This window comes from Flavobacterium sp., from assembly GCF_043778725.1.
Taxonomy (GTDB): domain Bacteria; phylum Bacteroidota; class Bacteroidia; order Flavobacteriales; family Flavobacteriaceae; genus Flavobacterium.
In genome coordinates, this window is sequence record NZ_JAYWFT010000097.1 from 11,472 (window position 1) to 32,275 (window position 20,804).

16 protein-coding genes are annotated in these 20,804 nt (G+C 32.5%); 8 read left to right on the forward strand and 8 right to left on the reverse strand.

What is annotated here, in order from left to right; genetic code table 11:
* Positions 1-204: 204 nt before the first annotated feature.
* The 3 genes from ACH2CG_RS08950 to ACH2CG_RS08960 form a co-directional block, all read right to left on the reverse strand.
* Complete coding sequence (locus ACH2CG_RS08950) at positions 205-1,590, reverse strand: T9SS type A sorting domain-containing protein (protein WP_395064328.1); 1,386 nt, start codon at positions 1,588-1,590, stop codon at positions 205-207.
* A gap of 89 nt (positions 1,591-1,679) precedes the next feature.
* The gene (locus tag ACH2CG_RS08955) at positions 1,680-2,462 is read right to left on the reverse strand and encodes a DUF3050 domain-containing protein (RefSeq protein ID WP_395064330.1); all 783 of its coding nucleotides are present in this window, start codon (positions 2,460-2,462) and stop codon (positions 1,680-1,682) included.
* A 125-nt stretch (positions 2,463-2,587) separates the two neighbouring features.
* Positions 2,588-3,766 (reverse strand): acyl-CoA dehydrogenase family protein, encoded by a 1,179-nt coding sequence (locus ACH2CG_RS08960; RefSeq protein ID WP_395064332.1) that lies wholly within the window; start codon positions 3,764-3,766, stop codon positions 2,588-2,590.
* 313 nt (positions 3,767-4,079) lie between these two features.
* Between ACH2CG_RS08960 and ACH2CG_RS08965 the strand changes: the two genes are divergently transcribed.
* Entirely contained in the window at positions 4,080-4,901 is an 822-nt protein-coding gene (locus ACH2CG_RS08965) for a hypothetical protein (RefSeq protein WP_395064334.1), read from the forward strand.
* Here ACH2CG_RS08965 and ACH2CG_RS08970 read toward each other — a convergent pair whose 3' ends face one another.
* The 3 genes from ACH2CG_RS08970 to ACH2CG_RS08980 all read right to left on the reverse strand — a co-directional run bounded on the left by ACH2CG_RS08970 (position 4,902) and on the right by ACH2CG_RS08980 (position 6,825).
* Complete coding sequence (locus tag ACH2CG_RS08970; protein WP_395064336.1) at positions 4,902-5,564, reverse strand: tRNA1(Val) (adenine(37)-N6)-methyltransferase; 663 nt, start codon at positions 5,562-5,564, stop codon at positions 4,902-4,904. It abuts the gene before it with no gap.
* A gap of 148 nt (positions 5,565-5,712) precedes the next feature.
* Positions 5,713-6,237, reverse strand: coding sequence for a ribosome maturation factor RimM (gene rimM, locus ACH2CG_RS08975; RefSeq protein WP_395064338.1), 525 nt, complete (start codon positions 6,235-6,237; stop codon positions 5,713-5,715).
* A gap of 12 nt (positions 6,238-6,249) precedes the next feature.
* Positions 6,250-6,825, reverse strand: a complete 576-nt coding sequence (locus ACH2CG_RS08980) for a 30S ribosomal protein S16 (protein WP_395064340.1) — start codon at positions 6,823-6,825, stop codon at positions 6,250-6,252.
* A gap of 178 nt (positions 6,826-7,003) precedes the next feature.
* Between ACH2CG_RS08980 and ACH2CG_RS08985 the strand changes: the two genes are divergently transcribed.
* The 4 genes from ACH2CG_RS08985 (at position 7,004) to trxA (ending at position 13,608) form a co-directional block, all read left to right on the forward strand.
* Complete coding sequence (locus tag ACH2CG_RS08985) at positions 7,004-7,753, forward strand: DUF6252 family protein (protein WP_395064342.1); 750 nt, start codon at positions 7,004-7,006, stop codon at positions 7,751-7,753.
* 139 nt (positions 7,754-7,892) lie between these two features.
* Positions 7,893-8,285, forward strand: coding sequence for an RNA recognition motif domain-containing protein (locus ACH2CG_RS08990; RefSeq protein ID WP_395064344.1), 393 nt, complete (start codon positions 7,893-7,895; stop codon positions 8,283-8,285).
* A 331-nt stretch (positions 8,286-8,616) separates the two neighbouring features.
* Positions 8,617-13,176 carry a DNA polymerase III subunit alpha gene (dnaE, locus tag ACH2CG_RS08995; RefSeq protein WP_395064346.1) on the forward strand — a complete coding sequence of 1,520 codons (4,560 nt, stop codon included), beginning with the start codon at positions 8,617-8,619 and terminating at the stop codon, positions 13,174-13,176.
* 111 nt (positions 13,177-13,287) lie between these two features.
* On the forward strand, positions 13,288-13,608 hold the full coding sequence (gene trxA / locus ACH2CG_RS09000) for a thioredoxin (RefSeq protein WP_395064348.1): 321 nt from the start codon (positions 13,288-13,290) through the stop codon (positions 13,606-13,608).
* 54 nt (positions 13,609-13,662) lie between these two features.
* Here trxA and ACH2CG_RS09005 read toward each other — a convergent pair whose 3' ends face one another.
* Both ACH2CG_RS09005 and ACH2CG_RS09010 read right to left on the reverse strand, forming a co-directional pair.
* Positions 13,663-15,534, reverse strand: a complete 1,872-nt coding sequence (locus ACH2CG_RS09005; protein WP_395064350.1) for an ATP-binding protein — start codon at positions 15,532-15,534, stop codon at positions 13,663-13,665.
* A gap of 1 nt (position 15,535) precedes the next feature.
* Complete coding sequence (locus ACH2CG_RS09010) at positions 15,536-16,234, reverse strand: LytR/AlgR family response regulator transcription factor (protein ID WP_395064352.1); 699 nt, start codon at positions 16,232-16,234, stop codon at positions 15,536-15,538.
* A 135-nt stretch (positions 16,235-16,369) separates the two neighbouring features.
* Here ACH2CG_RS09010 and ACH2CG_RS09015 point away from each other — a divergent pair, with 135 nt between their 5' ends.
* The 3 genes from ACH2CG_RS09015 (at position 16,370) to ACH2CG_RS09025 (ending at position 20,648) form a co-directional block, all read left to right on the forward strand.
* Complete coding sequence (locus ACH2CG_RS09015; RefSeq protein ID WP_395064354.1) at positions 16,370-17,065, forward strand: hypothetical protein; 696 nt, start codon at positions 16,370-16,372, stop codon at positions 17,063-17,065.
* Between the two features lie 7 nt (positions 17,066-17,072).
* Positions 17,073-19,616 carry a tail fiber domain-containing protein gene (locus tag ACH2CG_RS09020; protein ID WP_395064356.1) on the forward strand — a complete coding sequence of 848 codons (2,544 nt, stop codon included), beginning with the start codon at positions 17,073-17,075 and terminating at the stop codon, positions 19,614-19,616.
* A 105-nt stretch (positions 19,617-19,721) separates the two neighbouring features.
* Positions 19,722-20,648 (forward strand): DUF58 domain-containing protein, encoded by a 927-nt coding sequence (locus ACH2CG_RS09025; RefSeq protein ID WP_395064358.1) that lies wholly within the window; start codon positions 19,722-19,724, stop codon positions 20,646-20,648.
* Positions 20,649-20,804 lie beyond the last annotated feature (156 nt).

The window sequence follows — 20,804 nt, forward strand, 5'->3', positions numbered from 1 at the left end:
AGTGGTTTATTTTTGTTCATCTTTTTTTTTAAGCATCTTAAAGTCCTTTTTTTGTAAAAGATGTACCTTTAAAAAAAGGTAAAGTTTAATAAAGTTGAAGATATAATGTTTTATTTTTTTTGATAGGAATTTTTCTAATGCGTTGGGCACAAAAAAAAGCGAGATAAATTTCTCGCTTTTTAGTATGTCTAAATTTATTATAAATTATTTTTTAATAAATTTAAGTGTTTTTGCTTTATTGTCTTTTTCTAAAGTCACAAAATAAACACCATTACTTAAATTTGAAATGTTGATGTTTAAATCTGAAGTTGAGGTTATATTTTTAGAATAAACTAATTGACCTAGATTGTTGTAAAGTTTATAGTTGTCTGGCAATTCATTATTATATGATATAGAAATTGTAACTACATCATTAGATGGATTAGGATATAAATTAACATTTTCCAACAATTCAAACTCTGAACTACTCAATGATGTACAAACTGTAGAAGCTGGTAAAGTACTTCTTCTTGGAGAGTTTTGTAACACAGCTAACATTCTTGCTTTTTGATCGATAGTAAAAATATTCATGCAAGAATCATTAGTGTAGTCCATGTAGTTTTCTACCATATCAGGAAAACTATCTGCTGTACACGTGTCGTAAGTTGCAGCACAATCATAATTATCCCAACCTGCAGGCGGTGTGTCTGCACAATAATCTGTTGCAGTACAGTCAATGCTATTGCTTTCTTGATTTCCACCATCACCCCAAATGTGTCTTAAACCAAAACAGTGTCCAATTTCGTGAGTTGCTGTTCTTCCTTTGTCATAACTTGCATAATATGTTCCAACATTAGCAAGAGTTTTAGAGCCAAAACATCTATAATCAATTACTACTCCATCAGTATTAGCCGCACCACCATTTGTGTTTATACCTGAAAGTCCAGAATTACTTGGAAATTGACCATAACCTAATAATCCTAAGGCATTGCTAAATTGACAAACCCAAATATTAAAGTATTGCGTTGGATCCCATGAAGTTGCTGTCTTTGCAGAAGAATCAAAACTTGATGTTGACGCCCAAGAAGCTGTTCCAAGATTCACTCTATCAATACCGTTTGTTGCTGTTCCGTCTGGTTTTCTTACGGCCATGCAAAATTGAATTTCAACATCGGCACCAACAGCATTTGTATTGTATCCTGGAGTACCAGTCATTCTTCTAAAATCTTGATTAAGAACCGTTATTTGTGATAAAACGCGTGCATCACTAATGTTTTCATTCGATCCTAAATTATCTCCATTGTGAATAACGTGAACTACAACAGGTATTGTAACTACTGCGCTAACGTTTTTCCCTGCAAGAATATCTTGTTTTATTTTCGCAACTTTTGGTGCTAACCATGATTCAAATTCAGATTCACTAGCCCTGTTTGGATTCTTTTCTTGAAGATATTCCTCATATTCAGTACTTGCACATCGAATTAAACCATTCTTAGGATTTACACTTTTTGAAGTTCTTCCAAATACCTTTCGCTCTTCATTTTGACCAAATGAGATAAAAGAAATTAGCAACATAACAATGGTTGCTTTTAAAGTAAAATTAATTTTCATTATTAGTTTTTTTATTTTTTTTCACCCCAAAAGTAAATATTTTTTTGTAATAATTAATTAATTAACATTTCTTATTGAAAATTAACTACTTATACCAATTCTAATTTTTCAACAATTTGTTCTTCTATTGCGTTCCAAAGTCCAATTCGTTTTTCTAATGCTTCTATTGAAACTTCTTGCATTTCTTTCCATTTGGTTTCGTTAGTTCCGCAAAGCTCAGTTATCATTTTCATTGCCATTGGCCCATGTTCATCAGCATCAAGTTCAATATGTCTTTCAAAATAATAAACCAGTTTGTCTAAGTTAGTTTCTGGAAAATTAGTTTGAAAATTTCTCAGGATTTCGGTGAACATACTCGGAATCAAATCTTCTCTTCCAAAAGTAAATGCAGCAGCAATTTTATGAGGTTTTCCCTCGTCAATAACTCTAAAAGTAAAATCTAAAAAGGCTTTTACATTAGGATGCAAATCGCTTTTTTTGATGGAAACAAATATATTTTTTGTCTCGTTTACATTTTCTAAAAATGCTAAAATTGGGGTTGTATTAGCGCCACAATCACCCATAGCATCCATGTACATTTCAAAATGCGAAAGACGTTTTCCGTCTATTGTTAAATCGGTTTCTTCTGCAAGAACAATCTCGTTAATTAAATATCTTGTTTCTGGATTTCCTGTTGGCAACCAAGGTGTTGTGGTGCATGTTAATTTTTCTTGTAGTGCTTTTAATAGCGACATAAAATCCCAAACGGCAAAAACATGATTTTCTAAAAAAGTGTTTAAATCTTCTACAGTTCGTACTTTTTCATAAAGCGCGTGTTGTAATAATTGGTCTTTTTGAGATTGAATACTAGTATTTATTTTTTCAATATTCATGGCTTTTTTTTTATTTATATACGAATTTAATGCAATTATTGGATGTTATAAATTCTATACAAATGTAAAAAAGCTCCTCGAATGTGAGAAGCTTTTTATATCAATTTTATTTATTGTTTAATCTATTATTTAAAAGCCGGAATTCCAGTAATATCAGCACCGGTAATTAACAAGTGAATGTCGTGTGTACCTTCGTAAGTCAAGACTGATTCTAAATTCATCATATGTCGCATTATTGAATATTCGCCTGTAATTCCCATTCCGCCAAGCATTTGACGTGATTCACGAGCAATTTCTACAGCCATCATTACATTATTTCTCTTCGCCATCGAAATTTGAGCAGTTGTAGCTTTTCCTTCGTTTCTTAGAACTCCTAATCTCCATGTAAGCAATTGTGCTTTAGTGATTTCGGTAATCATTTCTGCCAATTTCTTTTGTTGTAATTGTGTTCCAGCAATCGGTTTGTCAAATTGAATTCGCTCTTTTGCATAACGCAAAGCAGTATCATAACAATCCATTGCAGCACCAATTGCACCCCAAGCAATTCCATAACGAGCCGAATCTAAACACTGCATGGGCGCACCAAGTCCAGATTTTCCGGGCATTAAATTTTCTTTTGGAACTTTTACGTTATCAAAAATCAGTTCTCCAGTTGCCGAAGCACGAAGTGACCATTTGTTGTGCGTTTCGGGCGTTGTAAAACCTTCCATGCCGCGTTCCACAATTAATCCGTGAATTCTTCCTTCTTCATTTTTTGCCCAAACTACAGCAATATCTGCAAATGGCGCATTCGAAATCCACATTTTGGCACCATTCAATAAATAATGGTCACCCATATCTTTAAAATTTGTAGTCATGCCGCTTGGATTCGAACCGTGATCTGGTTCTGTCAATCCAAAACAACCCATGAATTCACCAGTTGCAAGTTTTGGTAAATATTTCATTCGTTGCTCTTCAGTTCCAAATTTCCAAATAGGGTACATCACCAAAGACGATTGAACCGATGATGTAGAGCGAACTCCAGAATCACCTCTTTCAATTTCTTGCATGATTAATCCGTACGAAATTTGATCTAATCCTGCACCGCCATATTCTTCTGGAATATAAGGTCCAAAACCACCAATTTCTCCCAAACCTTTTATAATTTGTTTAGGAAATTCAGCACGTTGTGCATAGTCTTCAATAATTGGCGAAACTTCACGTTTTACCCATGCACGAGCAGAATCGCGCACTAATTTATGTTCGTCTGTTAGTAAATCATCTAACAAATAATAATCTGGAGCTTGAAATAAATCTGGTTTCATAATAGAATGTATGTTGTATAATATAAACTTTTTTTGTTTTACGAAAACGTTTGCAAAGGTAATAAAACATATTTGAGAATTGCTTCAACGTTTGTTATTTTTTGAAGCTATTTCCAGCTATTCATTACAAATATATTCACTGAACTCCGCTGAAAATAAAATTATGTGAAGTAATCTTTTATTTTTTAAAGAAAAAAATAAAAGGATTTTCATTTCTATCTGGGCTAGGGCTACATCTTCAAATAGAACTCTTTTGTTAATTAGACTATTTCAAATTTAATTTAGTATTTTTAAAAAATAATTTTATAACAAAATGACGCGATTATTTTATTTACTATTTCTTATTAGTCAATACATGCAAAGTCAAGCAAAAATTGTAGTACGAGATAAAGTTACTTTTCAACCAATTTCTTACGTTAATATTTGGAAAGATAAAACGTTATATAAAACTTCCGATTCAATAGGTGTTTTCGATGTCGACAAGAAAGATTTTGGCACTTTTTTCAAGATAACTTGTATTGGATATAATGATACCATCGTTAAAATGAGTCAGGTGATTAGTCTACAGCCAAGTGCAATTACACTTGACGAGGTAATTATTGTAAATCGCAAATTCGATAAAAAACAAAAACTTGGTAAAGCAAATAGAGGCGACACAAGTTACGGAGTTCAATGGGATAGCAAAACGGCAATGGTCGCAAAATTTTTTCCTAACGAAAAAAAAGAGATTTCTTATTTGAGTAAAGTTCGTTTTTCGGTTTATACAAGTGCGAAAAACAGAAAATTATGTATTTTAATTTACACTGTTGATAAAAACGGAATGCCGAATGAATTAATCAATAACGAAAATATTATTTTCAATCCAAAAAAAGGCACTCATATTGCTGAAATTGACCTGAACAAATGGAATTTTAAGTTTCCAAAGGAAGGTGTCTTTGTAGTAATTCAACACCCTTTATTAGAACAAAATAAGGTATATGCAGAAAAAACTACTAATCCTAACGCTTTTATTTATGAACCATTAATCTCCGTAGATTATACAGAAGAATATAAAGATACTTGGTGTTTTAAAGAGGATAAATGGGACAAAAACGAGAGGTATTCTGTTAATATGGAGTTGCAACTTACAGATTAATTACATCTTCAAATAGAACTCTTTAGTAAGATTAATATAATCATCCGTATATTCATGACGATTAATTTCAATAACCAATTCATCAGCAGTTAAAACCGAAAGTTCATATCGCTTAAAAGCCAATAAACTTCTAACAATTGGAGTTGTATGCGAACCTTTTACACGAGTAACTTTTACAGGAAATAATTCTACTTCGGCGCATAAATCTATAAATCGTTCTTCTTCTTTAAAAGGAATAATCACCGCAAAAATTCCATTTTCTGACAATAATAAATCAGCGGCTTCAACCAAATCTTCAAATGGTAACGCATCCTGAAATCTTGCTAAATCTCTTTTAGAGTTATCGCTTTTATAATCTTCAGAGTAGAATGGTGGATTTGAAATAATTATATCATATTCATCTTCCGGCTCTTCAATAAACTCATCCAAACCAGCATGAAAACAAAATAATCTATCCGACCATGGCGAATTTTCAAAATTTTCTACACATTGTTCGTAAGCGTCTTCATCAATTTCTAACGAATCAATTTGTTCAGCGTTACTTCTTTGCGCCAACATTAAAGATAATATTCCAGTTCCGGCACCAATATCCAAAATAGAATACGGATTGTTGTCAACCGGACACCAAGCGCCAAGCAAAACACCATCGGTACCAATTTTCATAGCACATTTGTCTTGTTTAACCGTGAATTGTTTAAAATTAAAGATTGACATCTTGTTGAAAATTAAAACCATCAAGGAATTAAGAAAATTAAGACAAAGCTTAATGAAACTTAATTCCTCAATGGTTCAAAATTATTATTTTTTGTTTTTACAAATACATTTCTACCAAACCTTCTGGCAAGTCCATAACAACTTTCTTATTCTCTCTATCAATTTTCACTAAAAACTGATCAATCATTGGAACAAGAATTTCAACGTTACCATTTACAACTTCAAATAAAGGTTGAGCAGAGGAATCATTAATAGAAACAATTTTCCCAAAAACACCCAGTCGCTTGTCTTCAATTTCAAATCCTATAACTTCATGAAAATAAAATTTGTTACCTGTAAGTTTTGGCAACATATTTAAAGGAAGATATACTTCGCAGTTAATTATCTCATCTGCTTGTTCTTCATTATCTACATCTTCAAATTTAACTCTAAGAAAATCATTCTTATGAAGAGAAGAATTTTCAATAAAAAATGGAACCAAATTTTTGTTGAATTCAACAAAAATCGATTCCATATTTTCATATAACTCAGGTTCGTCTGTATCTAAATAGATAAGAACTTCACCTTTGAAACTAAATTTCTTCGCGATTTTGCCTAGATAGAAACAATCTTCTTTACGCATAATCGCCGTTTATTAAGCTTCTTTTTCTTCGCTAGCTTCTTCAGCAGCAGGAGTTTCTTCAGCAACAGCTTCAACTTCTGGAGTTTCCTCAGCAACAACTTCAGCCTCAGTTTCTTCAACTACTTCTTCTACTTTTGCAGCCTCAACAGCAGCATTAGCACGTTTTTCGTTTGCAACTTTTTCAGCTTTCAACGCTACAGCTCTAACTTCTTGTTGTTTTTTAGTCAATCCTTCTTTCTTAGCATCAACCTTTCCTGATTTTTCATCAATCCAAGCAGTTAACTTTGCATCGGCAGCTTCTTGAGTCAAAGCACCTTTACGAACTCCACCATCAAGATGATGTTTCAATAAAGCACCTTTGTAAGAAAGAATTGCTCTTGCAGTATCTGTTGGTTGTGCACCATTGTGTAACCATTGAACAGCTTGGTCAAGGTTTAAATCAATAGTTGCAGGATTTGTGTTTGGATTGTAAGTTCCTAATTTTTCTAAGAATTTACCATCTCTTTTTGAACGAGCATCAGCTGCTACGATCCAGTAAAAAGGTCTTTGTTTTTTACCGTGTCTTTGTAATCTAATTTTTACTGACATAATCTTTTGATTAAATTGTGAGGTTCTCGACCTCGATTAATTAAGGGTGCAAAGATATAAAACTTTTTCATTCAAACTAATGCATCCCACAAATAGTTTTTTTATTGGAATTTTAGTTAAAAAAAGTAGGTCAAATCACTAAAAAAACTATTTTTGTGTTTGTATTTAAATTTTTAAAATGAAAAAGATATTTTCCTTATTAGTAATTTTAGTAGTATTAAGTTCTTGTCAAGAAGAAGTTAAATTTAATAATCCTGGTTTTCAGGCCTACAGAGACGATGTTTTGTTTAGAGGAATAGATGTAAGAGCATACAAAGCTTCTAATGGATCTATTTCCTTAGTGGCTTTAGCACAAGATGAAGAAGTTACTTTAGATGTTACAAGTGCAGCAGTAGGAACTTATTATTTTGGCACAACCAATCTCAACACAATGGCTACCTACACATCAAGTTTTAATGATGTAAACCTTATGTATGAGACCAATATTATAGCTGGTCCAGTTGCCAAAATGAACGCCTCAATGACAGCTGGCGGAACAGGATATACACCAGATTGTGTTCTCGTTAGTGGTGAGTATAATTGCAGTGGTTCACATCAAACAACCGGAGGTTTAGGCTCAGGGTTAACTCTTGCAATAGTAACCAACGCAAGCGGAGTTGTAACTTCTGTAAAAGTAGCTTCGCCAGGAAACAATTATAAAGCAGGCGATTTAATAACAATAGTTGGCGGTGGTAATAATGCCAAAGTAAGAGTTTTAAATGTAGAAGGAAGCAACGGTGAAGTTCTAATAACAGAAAATACTGGCGATACAGTTTCTGGATCTTTTAAATTTAATGCTATAAATTCTAATAATAATCCTCTAGGTGGACAACAAGTGAATTTTCAATATGGAACTTTTTATAAAGTGCCAATTTTAACTGCGCCATAAAAACATAAAAAACACATAAAACATTAAAAACCATTTGTCTATACAAATGGTTTTTTTGTTAAAATAATAATTAATGTCTAATTTGTAGTAGATTACAGTTTATTTAGAGTATCTTTGACATGAATTTTAAAAAATTATTATGAATATTTTTGTTGGAAGTCTTCCTTGGAGTATAGAGGAAGCAGATTTAAGAGAGTCTTTCGAAGTTTACGGATCTGTAAGTTCTGTTAAAATCATTACTGATAAATTTACTGGAAGAAGTAAAGGATTTGGTTTTGTTGAAATGGAAAACGATGAAGAAGCTGAAAAAGCAATAACTGAATTGAACGGAGCAACTGTTGATGGTCGTACAATTGTAGTTAACAAATCAGAACCAAAACCAGAAGGAGAAAGAAAATCTTTTTCTAACAACCGTCCAAGTGGTGGTGGTGGTTACAATGGTGGTGGAAATTCTCGCGGTGGCGGTAGCGGTGGTTACGGCGGTGGCGGAAATAGAGACAGTAATGGTGGTGGAAACAGAGGAAGATACTAGTTTCAAACTAAATTATATATCAAAAACCATTCGAGAATTCGAATGGTTTTTTTTTACTCTAAACTTGTTTCAGTTTTTTTGTTTCAATATTTTTCATTTTTTAGCAGCGAATGGCTCGGGCTTTATCAGCAATCCATTTTCCTGCTACCTTTCCAAAACTCGCACAAAAAGCGAGGTTTTTCCCTTGCATCAGGGCTAATTATTCTTTCATTTTTATTTTTGTTGATAACTTAAATTCATAAATTATTTCGTAAATTGTACTTTTGAACAAAGTCAAAAACAGCACTTTTTTGACATTGATTTTTGCAATTGACATTGATTTTTGAAAACTATGTATTTAATATTCGATACCGAAACCACCGGATTACCCAAAAAATGGGCAGCACCAATCTCTGATACAGACAACTGGCCAAGATGTGTCCAAATCGCATGGCAACTCCACGACGAAATGGGAAATCTTATCGAACATCAAGACTACCTTATCAATCCCGAAGGTTACAACATTCCGTACGATGCCGAAAGAATTCACGGAATTTCAACCGAATTAGCACAACAACAAGGAATTCAACTCAAAGAAATGTTGGAGAAATTCAATGTTGCTTTGTCTAAAACCAAATATATAGTTGGGCAAAACGTAGGTTTCGACGTAAACATTATGGGTTGCGAATTCTTCCGTTTAGGAATAGATTCTCCAATGACGCAAATGCCAGTTTTAGATACTTGTACCGAAGTTACAGCATCACTTTTAAAACTTCCTGGCGGACGCGGTGGAAAATTTAAACTGCCAACATTAACCGAACTTCATCAATACCTTTTCAACCAACCATTTGCAGAAGCGCACAATGCAACTGCCGACGTTGAAGCTACAACACGTTGTTTTTTTGAATTAATTCGTACCGAAATTTTTACAAAAACAGAACTAGAAGTTGAGCAAGAATATTTCGAAGATTTTCAGCTTAAAAATCCAAGGTCAATTCAGTTAATTGGATTACAACACATAAATCTTAAAGAAGCTTCCGATAAAATTCGTCAGCAATTTGGCGATAAAGGAAACGTGCCAATTTCTAAAGAAACACTTTCTACCAATAAGCAAATCCTTATTGATACTGATTTTGTGCATCTTCACAATCATACGCAGTTTTCGGTTTTGCAATCTACAGTATCTGTAAAAGATTTAGTTGCAGCAGCTGTAAAAAATAAAATGCCAGCCGTTGCCATGACCGATATCGGAAACATGATGGGCGTTTTTCACTTTGTTCGGGATATTTTATACCACAATAAATCTGCAGAAGCCAAAAATAAAACAGCTATTGAAGCAGGCGAAATTCCAACAGAAACTATAATTAAACCAATTGTAGGCTGCGAGTTTTTCGTGTGTGACAACCATAAAGATAAATCAAGAAAAGACAACGGATATCAAATTGTCTTACTGGCAAAAAATAAAAATGGCTATCATAATTTAGCCAAAATGTCATCCATTGCTTACACAGATGGGTTTTATTATGTGCCAAGAATTGATAGAGAAATTCTCCAAAAATATAAAGATGACATCATTGTCCTTTCGGGAAGTTTGTATGGTGAAATTCCAAATAAAGTTCTAAATCTTGGTGAAAATCAAGCCGAAGAAGCACTAATTTGGTGGAAAGAACAATTTGGTAACGATTTGTATATCGAATTGATGCGCCACAATCAAGAAGATGAAAATCGAGTTAACTCCTCTTTAATTGATTTAGCTAGAAAACATAATGTAAAAATGGTTGCAACCAACAATTCGTTTTACATCAATAAAAAAGACGCCAACGCTCACGATATTTTGCTTTGTGTTCGTGATGGCGAAAAACAATCAACGCCAATAGGTCGTGGTCGTGGCTATCGTTTTGGATTACCCAATCAAGAATATTATTTCAAGTCGAGTGAAGACATGAAAAAACTTTTTTTTGATATACCCGAAGCCATTTCTAATACTACAGAAATTGTAGACAAAATAGAGATTTACAATCTAGCTCGTGAGGTTTTACTTCCAATTTTTGAAATTCCAACAGAATTTTTAATTGAAGAAGACAAAGCTGACGGAGGAAAACGTGGTGAAAATAAATTTCTACACCATTTAACTTATGAAGGAGCAAAACGCCGATATGCAGAAATTACTCCTGAAATTCAAGAACGCATTGATTTTGAATTATTAACAATTGAGAATTCTGGTTATCCAGGTTATTTCTTAATTGTACAAGATTTCATTGCCGAAGCAAGAAAAATGGGTGTTTCTGTTGGTCCAGGTCGTGGTTCTGCTGCTGGTTCTGTGGTGGCGTATTGTCTCGGAATTACCAACATCGATCCGTTGCTGTACAATTTACTTTTTGAGCGATTTCTTAATCCAGATAGGGTTTCACTTCCCGATATTGATATCGATTTTGATGACGAAGGACGAAGCAAAGTAATGGATTATGTAATCAATAAATACGGTTCCAAACAAGTAGCGCAGATTATCACGTACGGCACGATGGCAGCAAAATCATCCGTTCGTGATACTGCGAGAGTTTTGGATTTACCGTTATTTGAAGCTGATAAAATTGCCAAGCTAATTCCGCTGAATCTGAATTTGGCAAAAATATTTTCGATGGACGAAGACAAGCTGAAAAAAGCACTTCGACCAGAAGATTTTGATAAAGTAAAAGAATTAATTGCACTTGGAAAAGCATCCGATTTAGGCGGTGAAACCATTCAGCAAGCCCAAATATTAGAAGGAAATTTAAGAAATACTGGAATTCACGCATGTGGAGTTATTATTACACCTAGTGATATTACGAATTTTGTTCCTGTGGCAACAGCTAAAGATTCTGATTTATATGTAACCCAATTTGATAACTCGGTTGTTGAAAGTGCCGGACTATTAAAAATGGATTTCTTGGGATTAAAAACCCTAACATTAATTAAAGACACGGTAAAACTTGTAAAATACAGAACAGGAAAAGATATTGATCCTGATGCGTTTCCAATTGATGATTTAAAAACGTACGAGCTTTTTCAACGCGGAGAAACGGTTGGAATTTTTCAATATGAAAGTGCCGGAATGCAAAAGTACATGAAGGAATTAAAGCCAACAGTTTTTCCAGATTTGATTGCCATGAATGCACTTTATCGTCCTGGACCAATTGCTTATATTCCGAGTTTTATTAAAAGAAAAAATGGCGAAGAAGAAATTGTTTACGATTTAGATGCTTGTGAAGAATTACTAAAAGATACTTACGGAATTACAGTTTACCAAGAGCAAGTAATGCTTTTGTCACAAAAATTAGCCGATTTCTCCAAAGGTGATGCCGACGTTTTGCGTAAAGCGATGGGAAAAAAACAACGTGACGTTTTGGATAAAATGAAGCCAAAATTCATTTCACAAGCCGAAGCCAAAGGTCATTCTGCCGATAAATTAGAAAAAATCTGGAAAGACTGGGAAGCTTTTGCAGAGTATGCCTTTAATAAATCGCACTCCACTTGTTATGCTTGGATTGCTTATCAAACTGCTTATCTAAAAGCCAATTATCCAGCCGAATATATGGCTGCGGTTTTATCTAATAATATGAACGACATCAAGCAAGTTTCGTTCTTTATGGAAGAATGCAAACGTATGGGATTGACCGTTCTTGGTCCAGATGTAAATGAGTCGTTTTATAAATTTACGGTAAATGATAATTACGCCGTTCGTTTCGGAATGGGCGCAGTTAAAGGTGTCGGAGCAAATGCAGTTGATACCATTGTTCAAAATAGAAAAGATGCGCCATACAAATCGATATTTGATTTAGCTAAGAAAATAGATTTGCGTGCAGCCAATAAAAAAGCCTTTGAAAGTTTAGCTTTCGCTGGTGGTTTTGATTGTTTTACTGACACACACAGAGCGCAATATTTTCATATTGAAGGCGAAGGAATTACATTTTTAGAGAAAGCCATCCGATATGGATCGAAATTTCAGGAGAATGAAAATTCGTCTCAAGTTAGTTTATTTGGCGAAAGCAGTGACGTTCAAATTGCTGAACCAGTTGTGCCACCATGTGAAGATTGGAGCACGATGGAGAAATTGGCGAAGGAAAAAGAAGTTGTCGGAATTTACATTTCGGGACATCCGCTTGACGATTACCGATTTGAAATGAATTATTTCTGTAATATTAAATTGGCGCAATTAAAAAGTTTGGATGTATTGATTGGTAAAAATCTAACTTTTGGTGGAATTGTAACCAATGTGCAATATCGAACAGGAAAAAACGGAAAAGATTGGGCAATGTTTACGTTAGAAGGTTATGACGAAAGTCACGATTTCAGGATTTTTAACGAAGAATACTTAAAATTTCGTCATTTCTTGGTAAATAATCAATTTATTTATTTCAAAATAGGAGTGAAAGACGGTTGGGTAAATCGGGATACAGGAAAAAAATCAGATCCACAAATCACTTTTCAAGATGCCAAATTGCTGGCTGATGTTTTACCGACATTTGCTAAAAAACTTTCTATTCAATTGAATATTTACGATTTACAGCAAAATTTAATTCAGCAATTAAATGAGGTTTTTAAAGCTAATGAAGGTGATAATCAAGTAAGTTTTGAAGTTGTAGAAACAGAAAAAGTAAAAAAACAAGCCGAAGTTCCAGAAGAAATAATTCCGATGAAAATACCGGTTCTCATTGAAAGTGATTCGGAAATTGAATCAGAAGTTGATATTGATAATTTAGATATTGAATCAGAAATTGATGAAGATACGATTGTTTCAACTCCACCAACAGAAATTGAAGAAACCAGAGTTATAACAAGATTGGCAATGCCTAGCAGAAAGTTAAAAATTAAAATTTCTAAAGAGCTTCTAGAAGAATTAGATAAGTTGCAAGTGAATTTTAAATTGAATTAACAATCAATTCCGTAAATACATTCATAATCAAAACTAATTTTGAAATGCTATAAATAGAAAAAATAATGTTTAGATTTGCACTTACAATTTGTAAATAAAAAAATAGAAAATATGGCATTAGCAATAACAGATGCTACTTTTGACGAAGTAGTATTAAAATCAGACAAACCAGTAGTAGTAGATTTTTGGGCAGCTTGGTGTGGACCATGTAGAATGGTTGGACCGGTTATAGATGAAATCGCAACAGAATATGAAGGAAAAGCAACAGTAGGAAAAGTTGACGTTGACGCAAACCAAGAATTTGCTGCAAAATACGGAGTAAGAAACATTCCTACGGTTTTAATTTTCCAAAACGGAGAAGTTGTTGGTCGTCAAGTTGGTGTTGCACCAAAGAAAACATATACCGATGCAGTTGATGCATTGCTACAATAAAGACTAAATAATAGTTTTCGAAACCTTTTAAGAAGCAATTTTTGAAAGGTTTTTTTATTTTAGTTTCAATGTAAAAGTAGTTCCTTGATTGACTATAGAATCTACAGAGATTTCACAATCTATTACTTTGGCTAAATCACGAATTAAATGCAAACCCAATCCAGTTTTAATTCCGACTACTTCTTTATCGTCATACAATGCTTTAAATTGTTCGTCCAAAGCTCCTTTTCCGTTATCTGAAATAGACAAATAAGATTTTCCGTTCTCTTGCCAAGCTTTCCATATAATTATTGGGTTTTCAATTTCATTTAAGGCTTTTATAGCATTTCCTGTTAAGTTTCTGATGATTGTTTTTAAGTAATTTTCATCGGTATTTATTTGAATATTATCTTTATTTTCAAATGATATTTGTATTTTTTCCTCGCTAGAAAAATGACTTTTGGTGTCTTCAAATAAGGAGTTTATGGAAATTTCTTTCGGTTGAGGTTTAAAATTTTCCATTTGACCTTTACTCCATAACAGAATATCTTCCATGGAGGAAAGCAACTCTTCAGCGCCTGAAATGGTTTTGTTTTGCATTCGGTTTTTAGTTTCTAAATCCAGTAATTCTGGACTATCTTTTTGTAAATGCAAAAAATGAATTAAGTTGGAAACCGGACTTCGCAAATCGTGATTCAAAATACTAAAAAATCGTGTTTTGGTTTTGTTGGCTTGGTCGAGTTCGGCATTTAAAAGTTGTAGTTTTTCATTTGTTTTTTTTCGATTACGGCTTTGGTAAAATAATAATCCTCCAATAATTGCTAGTAAACCAATTCCGAAAATATAAAACCACTTTTGCTTTTTCTCTTGCTCTATTAATTTCTTGTTCAGTTTAATCTCTTTTTCTTTTTCATTAATTTGATAAGAAGATTCAATATTTAAAATCTTGTTTTTAGAATCAATTGAATTTAATGAATCATATAAAATCACACATTCTTTAAAGTAATCATTTGCTTTTTTAAAGTCTTTTTTTTCTTCATAAACATAACTTAGACACTCTAAAGTATATTGAAGATTTTTTCCTTTATGATTTATTTTCTTGCATTTTTGAATTTGCGTTAGTAAAATGTCTTCTGCTTTTTGCAAAGCTGCTGTAACAGAAATATTGTTTTTTTTCAAGAATTTAGCATCCGAAATTCCATTGCGATACAAATTAGCAATAGATATATTATTAGAAATTGAAAGTAAATTATCGGGCTGAAAAACATCCCAAATGGCTTTCGATTTTAAATAAAAATCTAATTTCTTGTCATAATCTGTCAATACATCACCATAGCTTGTATAAGTTATTGCAAGTTGCTCAAGATCATTTTCTTTCTTAGAATATTCGATGCTTTTTTCTAATGCTTTAAAAGCATTAACCGAATCTTTTTTGCTAAAATATAAATCACTTTTAATAGACCAAATTCTATCTAATTGCGATAAATTATTTGTTTTTTTTGCAACTCTCATCGCTTCTTCAGTATAATAAAAAGCTTTTTCCTGATTTAATTGACTTGAGAAAATACTTTTAATATTGAGTAATAAATCGATGTTTTCAGGTAGAATTTTATATGCCTTAATATAAAAACTCATGGCTTTTTCATGATTGCCAATAAGATAATATTGAACGCCAATACCAATATCGCACAATGCAATGTTTTTTAAACGTTGTTTGGGTGTTTGATTTTTAGAATTTTCAAAAATTTCTTTTTCAATTTGATAATATTCTAATGCCTTGAAATATTCACTTTTACTTTTATAAAATGATGCTACACGATCGGCGGTTTTAGCTTTTGTAATATCTTTTTGGGTTTTTATAACAAGTAATAATGAATCCAATTGCGGATTTTTTTCTTGACTGAAAATAGTTGTTGAAAACAATAAAAGCACTAGATATTTTTTCATCTTAAAAGTTTAAATTGTCTTTGTAACTTCTTCCAATGGGTAATAAAACACCATTATTTAATACGATTTCATTCGTCATTTTCTTATCAATATATTGTTTTTGAATAGCATAGCTTCTATGAATCCTAACAAACGACTGAAAATGAGATTCTTTTAAAAGATTTCCAATACTTGTTAGTACACAATGTTTTTTGGTAGAAGTTACAATTTTGGTATAATCCTTTAGTGCTTCAAGATACAAAATATCATGTAGTTTCACTTTAGTTTCGGTAAAACCTTCTTTTATATAAATTACATCGCCACCAATGCTGGATTCAAACAATTGCGCTTTGATTTTAAGTTCCATATAATCTTCGATTCTACTCATTGTTTGAGTAAATCTATCCAGTTTTATGGGTTTAACTATAAAATCTAAAGTGTCCAATTCAAAGCTTTCTACGGCATGTTCTGGATGTGCTGTTATGTAAATACAAACAGGAACTTGCATTGCTTTTTTACGAAAATCCAATCCGTTTAAAACTGGCATATCAATATCTAAAAATAAAATATCAATTGCATTTGATTCTAATAAAGGTAAAGCATCTTCAGCATTTTCAAAAACTCCAATTATATTCAATTGTGAAAATCTTTTAGCATACGAAACCACCGTAAGTCGGTCGATTTCGTCATCATCGATAATTATGCATTTGTAAGATTTCATTTGGCTTTAAAACTTTCTCAAATATATAAAATTTTGCTAAAAACAGTTGTCTATCTATTCAAAATGTTGTTGGTCTATTAGTTGTTTTACGATTGTAATAAAAAGCAAATATTTGTAGCAATAAATTTTAACCTTATGAAAAAGATATTAGTATTGATGCTGTTTTTATTTAGTATAAACTTACATTCTCAAAAAAAATGGTTTACAACCTACAAAGATTCTATTGCGCTTGTAAAAGACGGAAATAAAGTATCTGTACAATTTATAAAAGACGTAAAAAAAATTGTGCCACAAATTAAGTTTGATGTAAAAACAATACTTCACACAACGCCTTATTTAATTTATTTTGACAATAATACTGCCAATTTACCGCTTTGGGAACAAGTAATTCCTGAACAAAAAGCTTTTTTTTATGAAGTTGCAGGAAGCCAAGAAAAAGGAAAAATAGCTTTTGGATTATTTTTCAACGGATTTTATTTGCCTCACGAACTAGGTCATGCTTTTCAATATATAATTCAAGGAAAAATTGAAGGTTCTTATAAAAATGAATATTTTGCCAATACCGTTGCTCAACTTTGGTGGAAAAAGCAAGGCAGAAAAAAGGATTTAGAATTGTGTTATGAATTTGCCAAGAAAATGTATGCCAAATTACCAAATCCTGTTCCAAGCGGAATGACTGTTGAAGACTATTTCGGGAAGAATTATGAAACTTCATCTCAAAATCCTTATGTGTATGGTTACATGCAATTCAAGCAATTTATAGACATTTATGAAGACAAAACGTTGCCAGATTTTGATGCTTTCATAAAACAAAATTCAGAAAAAAAATAAATCAGCGATGAAAAAGTTATTTGCATTCAGTTTTTTTATTTTTATTTTTCAAATGCAGGCACAAATAGGAATTAATACTACAAATCCTCATGCACAACTAGAAATAAAATCATCAGATCAAGCCAATCCAGATGCTACAGATGGAATTTTGATTCCAAAAGTTGACGCTTTTCCGGCATTAAATCCAACAATCAATCAAGACGGAATGTTAGTTTATTTAACCACAACATTTGGAGCAAATGAAAAAGGTTTTTATTATTGGGACAATGCCAACTCAATTTGGAAAGGAATTTCTAGCAATAAAGGTTGGAGTTTGATAGGAAATTCGGGAACAGATGCCAACGTAAATTTTATAGGAACTACAGATGATGTTGGATTAAAATTTAAAGTAAATAATTTTCAATCGGGATTTATTGACCCTGTTTTGAATAATACATCTTTTGGTTTTCAGTCAGGTAATTTTACAACTACAGGACAAAATAATGTCAGTTTGGGTCATAAAAGTTTATATAACAATACTATTGGATACGACAATAATGGTGTTGGATATTTTGCCTTATCAAATAATGTAGATGGTTACGGTAATAGCGCTTTAGGTTCAGCATCATTAAGGCAAAATACATCAGGAAATAGAAACAGTGGTTTTGGTAATTTTACTTTATATAGTAACACAACTGGAAATGACAATATAGCATTGGGATTTGGATCACTACAAGCAAATACAACAGGTATCGAAAATACAGCTATTGGCGTGTATAGTTTATCATTAAACACCACAGGAAATGACAATGTCGCAAACGGATTCTATACTTTGTCAAGTAATACTAGTGGTTCTTATAATGTAGCCACTGGTTATCAAGCGTTAAACAATAATACAACTGGAGTTGGCAATAATGCTCATGGAAATCGAGCTTTGTATTTTAATCAGTCGGGCAATTCTAATACCGCTTTCGGAAATGCAGCTTTAAATAAAAATACCGCAAGTGGCAATACCGCAGTTGGTGGAGAAGCATTGTTTAACAATACTACAGGAATTTATAATAATGCAAACGGCTTTCAATCATTGTATTCCAACATAACAGGAGGTTATAATACTGCTAATGGGTATCAAGCGTTATACTCAAACACAGAGGGATTTACTAACGTTGCAAACGGTTTTAAATCTTTATACTCAAACACAACTGGACTTAGTAATTGTGCTTTTGGTTATCAATCGTTGTATTCTAACACAACAGGCTTGTATAATGTGGCTAACGGAAGTCAATCTTTATATTCAAATACTACTGGAAAGTTTAATACTGCAAATGGAGATGGAACGCTTCATAACAATACTGTAGGAAATGCTAATACTGCAAATGGATATCAAGCGTTATACTCAAATACTACAGGTTCTGCAAATTTAGCATTTGGAGTCAATTCATTGTACTCTAACACCATAGGAAAACAAAATTTAGCGTTTGGTGAAAATTCACTTTATTTCAATACTTCAGGAAGTTACAATATTGCAAACGGAGAACTATCTTTATATAATAATACAACTGGAAGTTTTAATATTGCAACTGGAAATTATTCATTAGCCGCTAACATTTCTGGGGATTTTAATAATGCTTTTGGCGACAGCGCGTTAAATTATAATACAACTGGTAATTTCAACATTGCGACTGGATATTGGTCTTTATTGAAAAATTTAACAGGAAACGAGAATATTGCAACTGGACGTTATTCGTTAACAAATAACAGGACAGGTTCTAGAAATTTGGGTTTTGGGTATTATGCTAATCCAACAACTACAACAGGTTGGAACAACATAGGTATTGGAACTCAAACATTAGGAAATACCGATTCTTTAAATAATCGTATTTTAGGCAACGAAATTGGTTTCGACAACATTGCTTTCGGTGCCTATGCAGGAGATAGAATTGGCTCTAACTGCAACCAATCTGCGTTTATTGGACCATTTACAAATGTTATAACAAACAATACAAATATTTCCAATTCAACAGCAATTGGTAATGGTGCATTAGTTTTTCAAAACAACATGATGCGTTTGGGAAACAGTGCCGTAACAAGAATTGAAACACAAGTTGGATTAACTGTAGTAAGCGATGGACGATACAAATTTAATGTAAAAGACGAAGTAAAAGGATTGGATTTTATCAAAAAATTACATCCAGTTGTTTATCAATACAACACCGAAAAAATGGATAGAGAATGGATGAATGTCGAATTCGATTCGATGGCAAAACACAATCCTCAAATTTTAAAAGATTACAAAAAAGCAAGTCAAATTCGCTACTCTGGGTTTATTGCTCAAGAAGTAGAAACTGCTGCTAATTCCATAAATTATGATTTCAGTGGTATTTCTAAACCCGAAAATACTGATGGTCATTATGGTTTAGATTATGCAAGCTTTGTTGTTCCATTAGTAAAATCAATTCAAGAACAACAAGAAGAAATAGAAGATTTGAAAAAACAATTAAATATTGAGAAAGATAAAAATCTTCAAATAGAAAATCGCTTAAAAGCTATAGAAGTAAAATTAAGTAAGTAGTTTTTTTAAGTAGAAATTGGTCTAACAAAAGTTGAGCCTTTTTTTTATTTGTTAAAATAAGTTCCGAATTAACTCATTTCCAAATTTTCAAATTATCTTTGGGTTATGAAGATAGAAGAACAAAAAGAAATAATATCCGGATTTAAACATCTTGAACTTTTGGCAAACCAAGTAGTCGAAGGATTCATTTCGGGAATGCACAAATCACCTTTTCATGGGTTTTCTGCGGAGTTTGCTGAGCATAAAACTTACAATGTTGGTGAAAGTACCAAGCACATCGACTGGAAACTATTTGCCAAAACAGATAGGTTGTACACCAAACGATTTGAAGAAGAAACCAATCTTCGTTGTCACTTAATTATTGACAATTCGTCTTCAATGCATTTTCCAAAACTTAAAAGCGATGAATTGTTTTATGAAAGTAAAATTGGTTTTTCTGTATTGGCTTCGGCAGTTTTAATGAATCTATTAAAAAAACAACGCGATGCAGTAGGGTTGAGCATTTATTCTGATAAATATGAATATTATGCACCCGAAAAAGGAAGCGATCGTCACCATAGAATGCTATTAAATCAATTGGAAAATCTGCTAGAAAATCCAAAAGAAATAAAAAATACAGATACAATTACTTTTCTTCATCAAATAGCCGAAAAAATGCACCGTCGATCTATGGTAGTGCTTTTTACAGATATGTTTCAAGACGGCAACGAAGAGCAGCTTTTTAACGCGTTACAGCACTTAAAACACAACAAGCATAAAGTTGTGGTTTTTCATGTAATTGACGAAAAAAGAGAGCTTAATTTCGATTTTGACAATACGCCAAGAAAGTTTATCGATGTCGAATCTGGTGAAGTTGTCAACCTTTTTGCCGAAAATGTAAAGGAAGAATACGAAAATAAGGTTTCAGATTATTTTAAAAAGGTATCATTAACCTGTGCTCAAAACAAAATAAAGTATGTTCCAGTAAATGTGGGAGCAAATTTTGAAAAAATTCTCACTACGTACTTGGTTGAAAAACAAAACTTTGGTTGATTTCATTGAAATTTTTATAAAAAAAATCAAAAAAATACTTGTGTAAACAAAAAACGTGTGTATATTTGCAACCGCAATAAAGCGATGGTTTGGTAGTTCAGTTGGTTAGAATACATGCCTGTCACGCATGGGGTCGCGGGTTCGAGTCCCGTCCAG

What these genes read in the sequence shown, in the direction of transcription:
- ACH2CG_RS08950 (WP_395064328.1), bottom strand. Translation starts at nt 1,590, where the DNA reads ATGAAAATTAATTTTACTTTAAAAGCAACCATTGTTATGTTGCTAATT.
- ACH2CG_RS08955 (WP_395064330.1), bottom strand. Translation starts at nt 2,462, where the DNA reads ATGAATATTGAAAAAATAAATACTAGTATTCAATCTCAAAAAGACCAA.
- ACH2CG_RS08960 (WP_395064332.1), bottom strand. Translation starts at nt 3,766, where the DNA reads ATGAAACCAGATTTATTTCAAGCTCCAGATTATTATTTGTTAGATGAT.
- ACH2CG_RS08965 (WP_395064334.1), top strand. Translation starts at nt 4,080, where the DNA reads ATGACGCGATTATTTTATTTACTATTTCTTATTAGTCAATACATGCAA.
- ACH2CG_RS08970 (WP_395064336.1), bottom strand. Translation starts at nt 5,564, where the DNA reads ATGAAAATTGGTACCGATGGTGTTTTGCTTGGCGCTTGGTGTCCGGTT.
- rimM (WP_395064338.1), bottom strand. Translation starts at nt 6,237, where the DNA reads ATGCGTAAAGAAGATTGTTTCTATCTAGGCAAAATCGCGAAGAAATTT.
- ACH2CG_RS08980 (WP_395064340.1), bottom strand. Translation starts at nt 6,825, where the DNA reads ATGTCAGTAAAAATTAGATTACAAAGACACGGTAAAAAACAAAGACCT.
- ACH2CG_RS08985 (WP_395064342.1), top strand. Translation starts at nt 7,004, where the DNA reads ATGAAAAAGATATTTTCCTTATTAGTAATTTTAGTAGTATTAAGTTCT.
- ACH2CG_RS08990 (WP_395064344.1), top strand. Translation starts at nt 7,893, where the DNA reads ATGAATATTTTTGTTGGAAGTCTTCCTTGGAGTATAGAGGAAGCAGAT.
- dnaE (WP_395064346.1), top strand. Translation starts at nt 8,617, where the DNA reads ATGTATTTAATATTCGATACCGAAACCACCGGATTACCCAAAAAATGG.
- trxA (WP_395064348.1), top strand. Translation starts at nt 13,288, where the DNA reads ATGGCATTAGCAATAACAGATGCTACTTTTGACGAAGTAGTATTAAAA.
- ACH2CG_RS09005 (WP_395064350.1), bottom strand. Translation starts at nt 15,534, where the DNA reads ATGAAAAAATATCTAGTGCTTTTATTGTTTTCAACAACTATTTTCAGT.
- ACH2CG_RS09010 (WP_395064352.1), bottom strand. Translation starts at nt 16,234, where the DNA reads ATGAAATCTTACAAATGCATAATTATCGATGATGACGAAATCGACCGA.
- ACH2CG_RS09015 (WP_395064354.1), top strand. Translation starts at nt 16,370, where the DNA reads ATGAAAAAGATATTAGTATTGATGCTGTTTTTATTTAGTATAAACTTA.
- ACH2CG_RS09020 (WP_395064356.1), top strand. Translation starts at nt 17,073, where the DNA reads ATGAAAAAGTTATTTGCATTCAGTTTTTTTATTTTTATTTTTCAAATG.
- ACH2CG_RS09025 (WP_395064358.1), top strand. Translation starts at nt 19,722, where the DNA reads ATGAAGATAGAAGAACAAAAAGAAATAATATCCGGATTTAAACATCTT.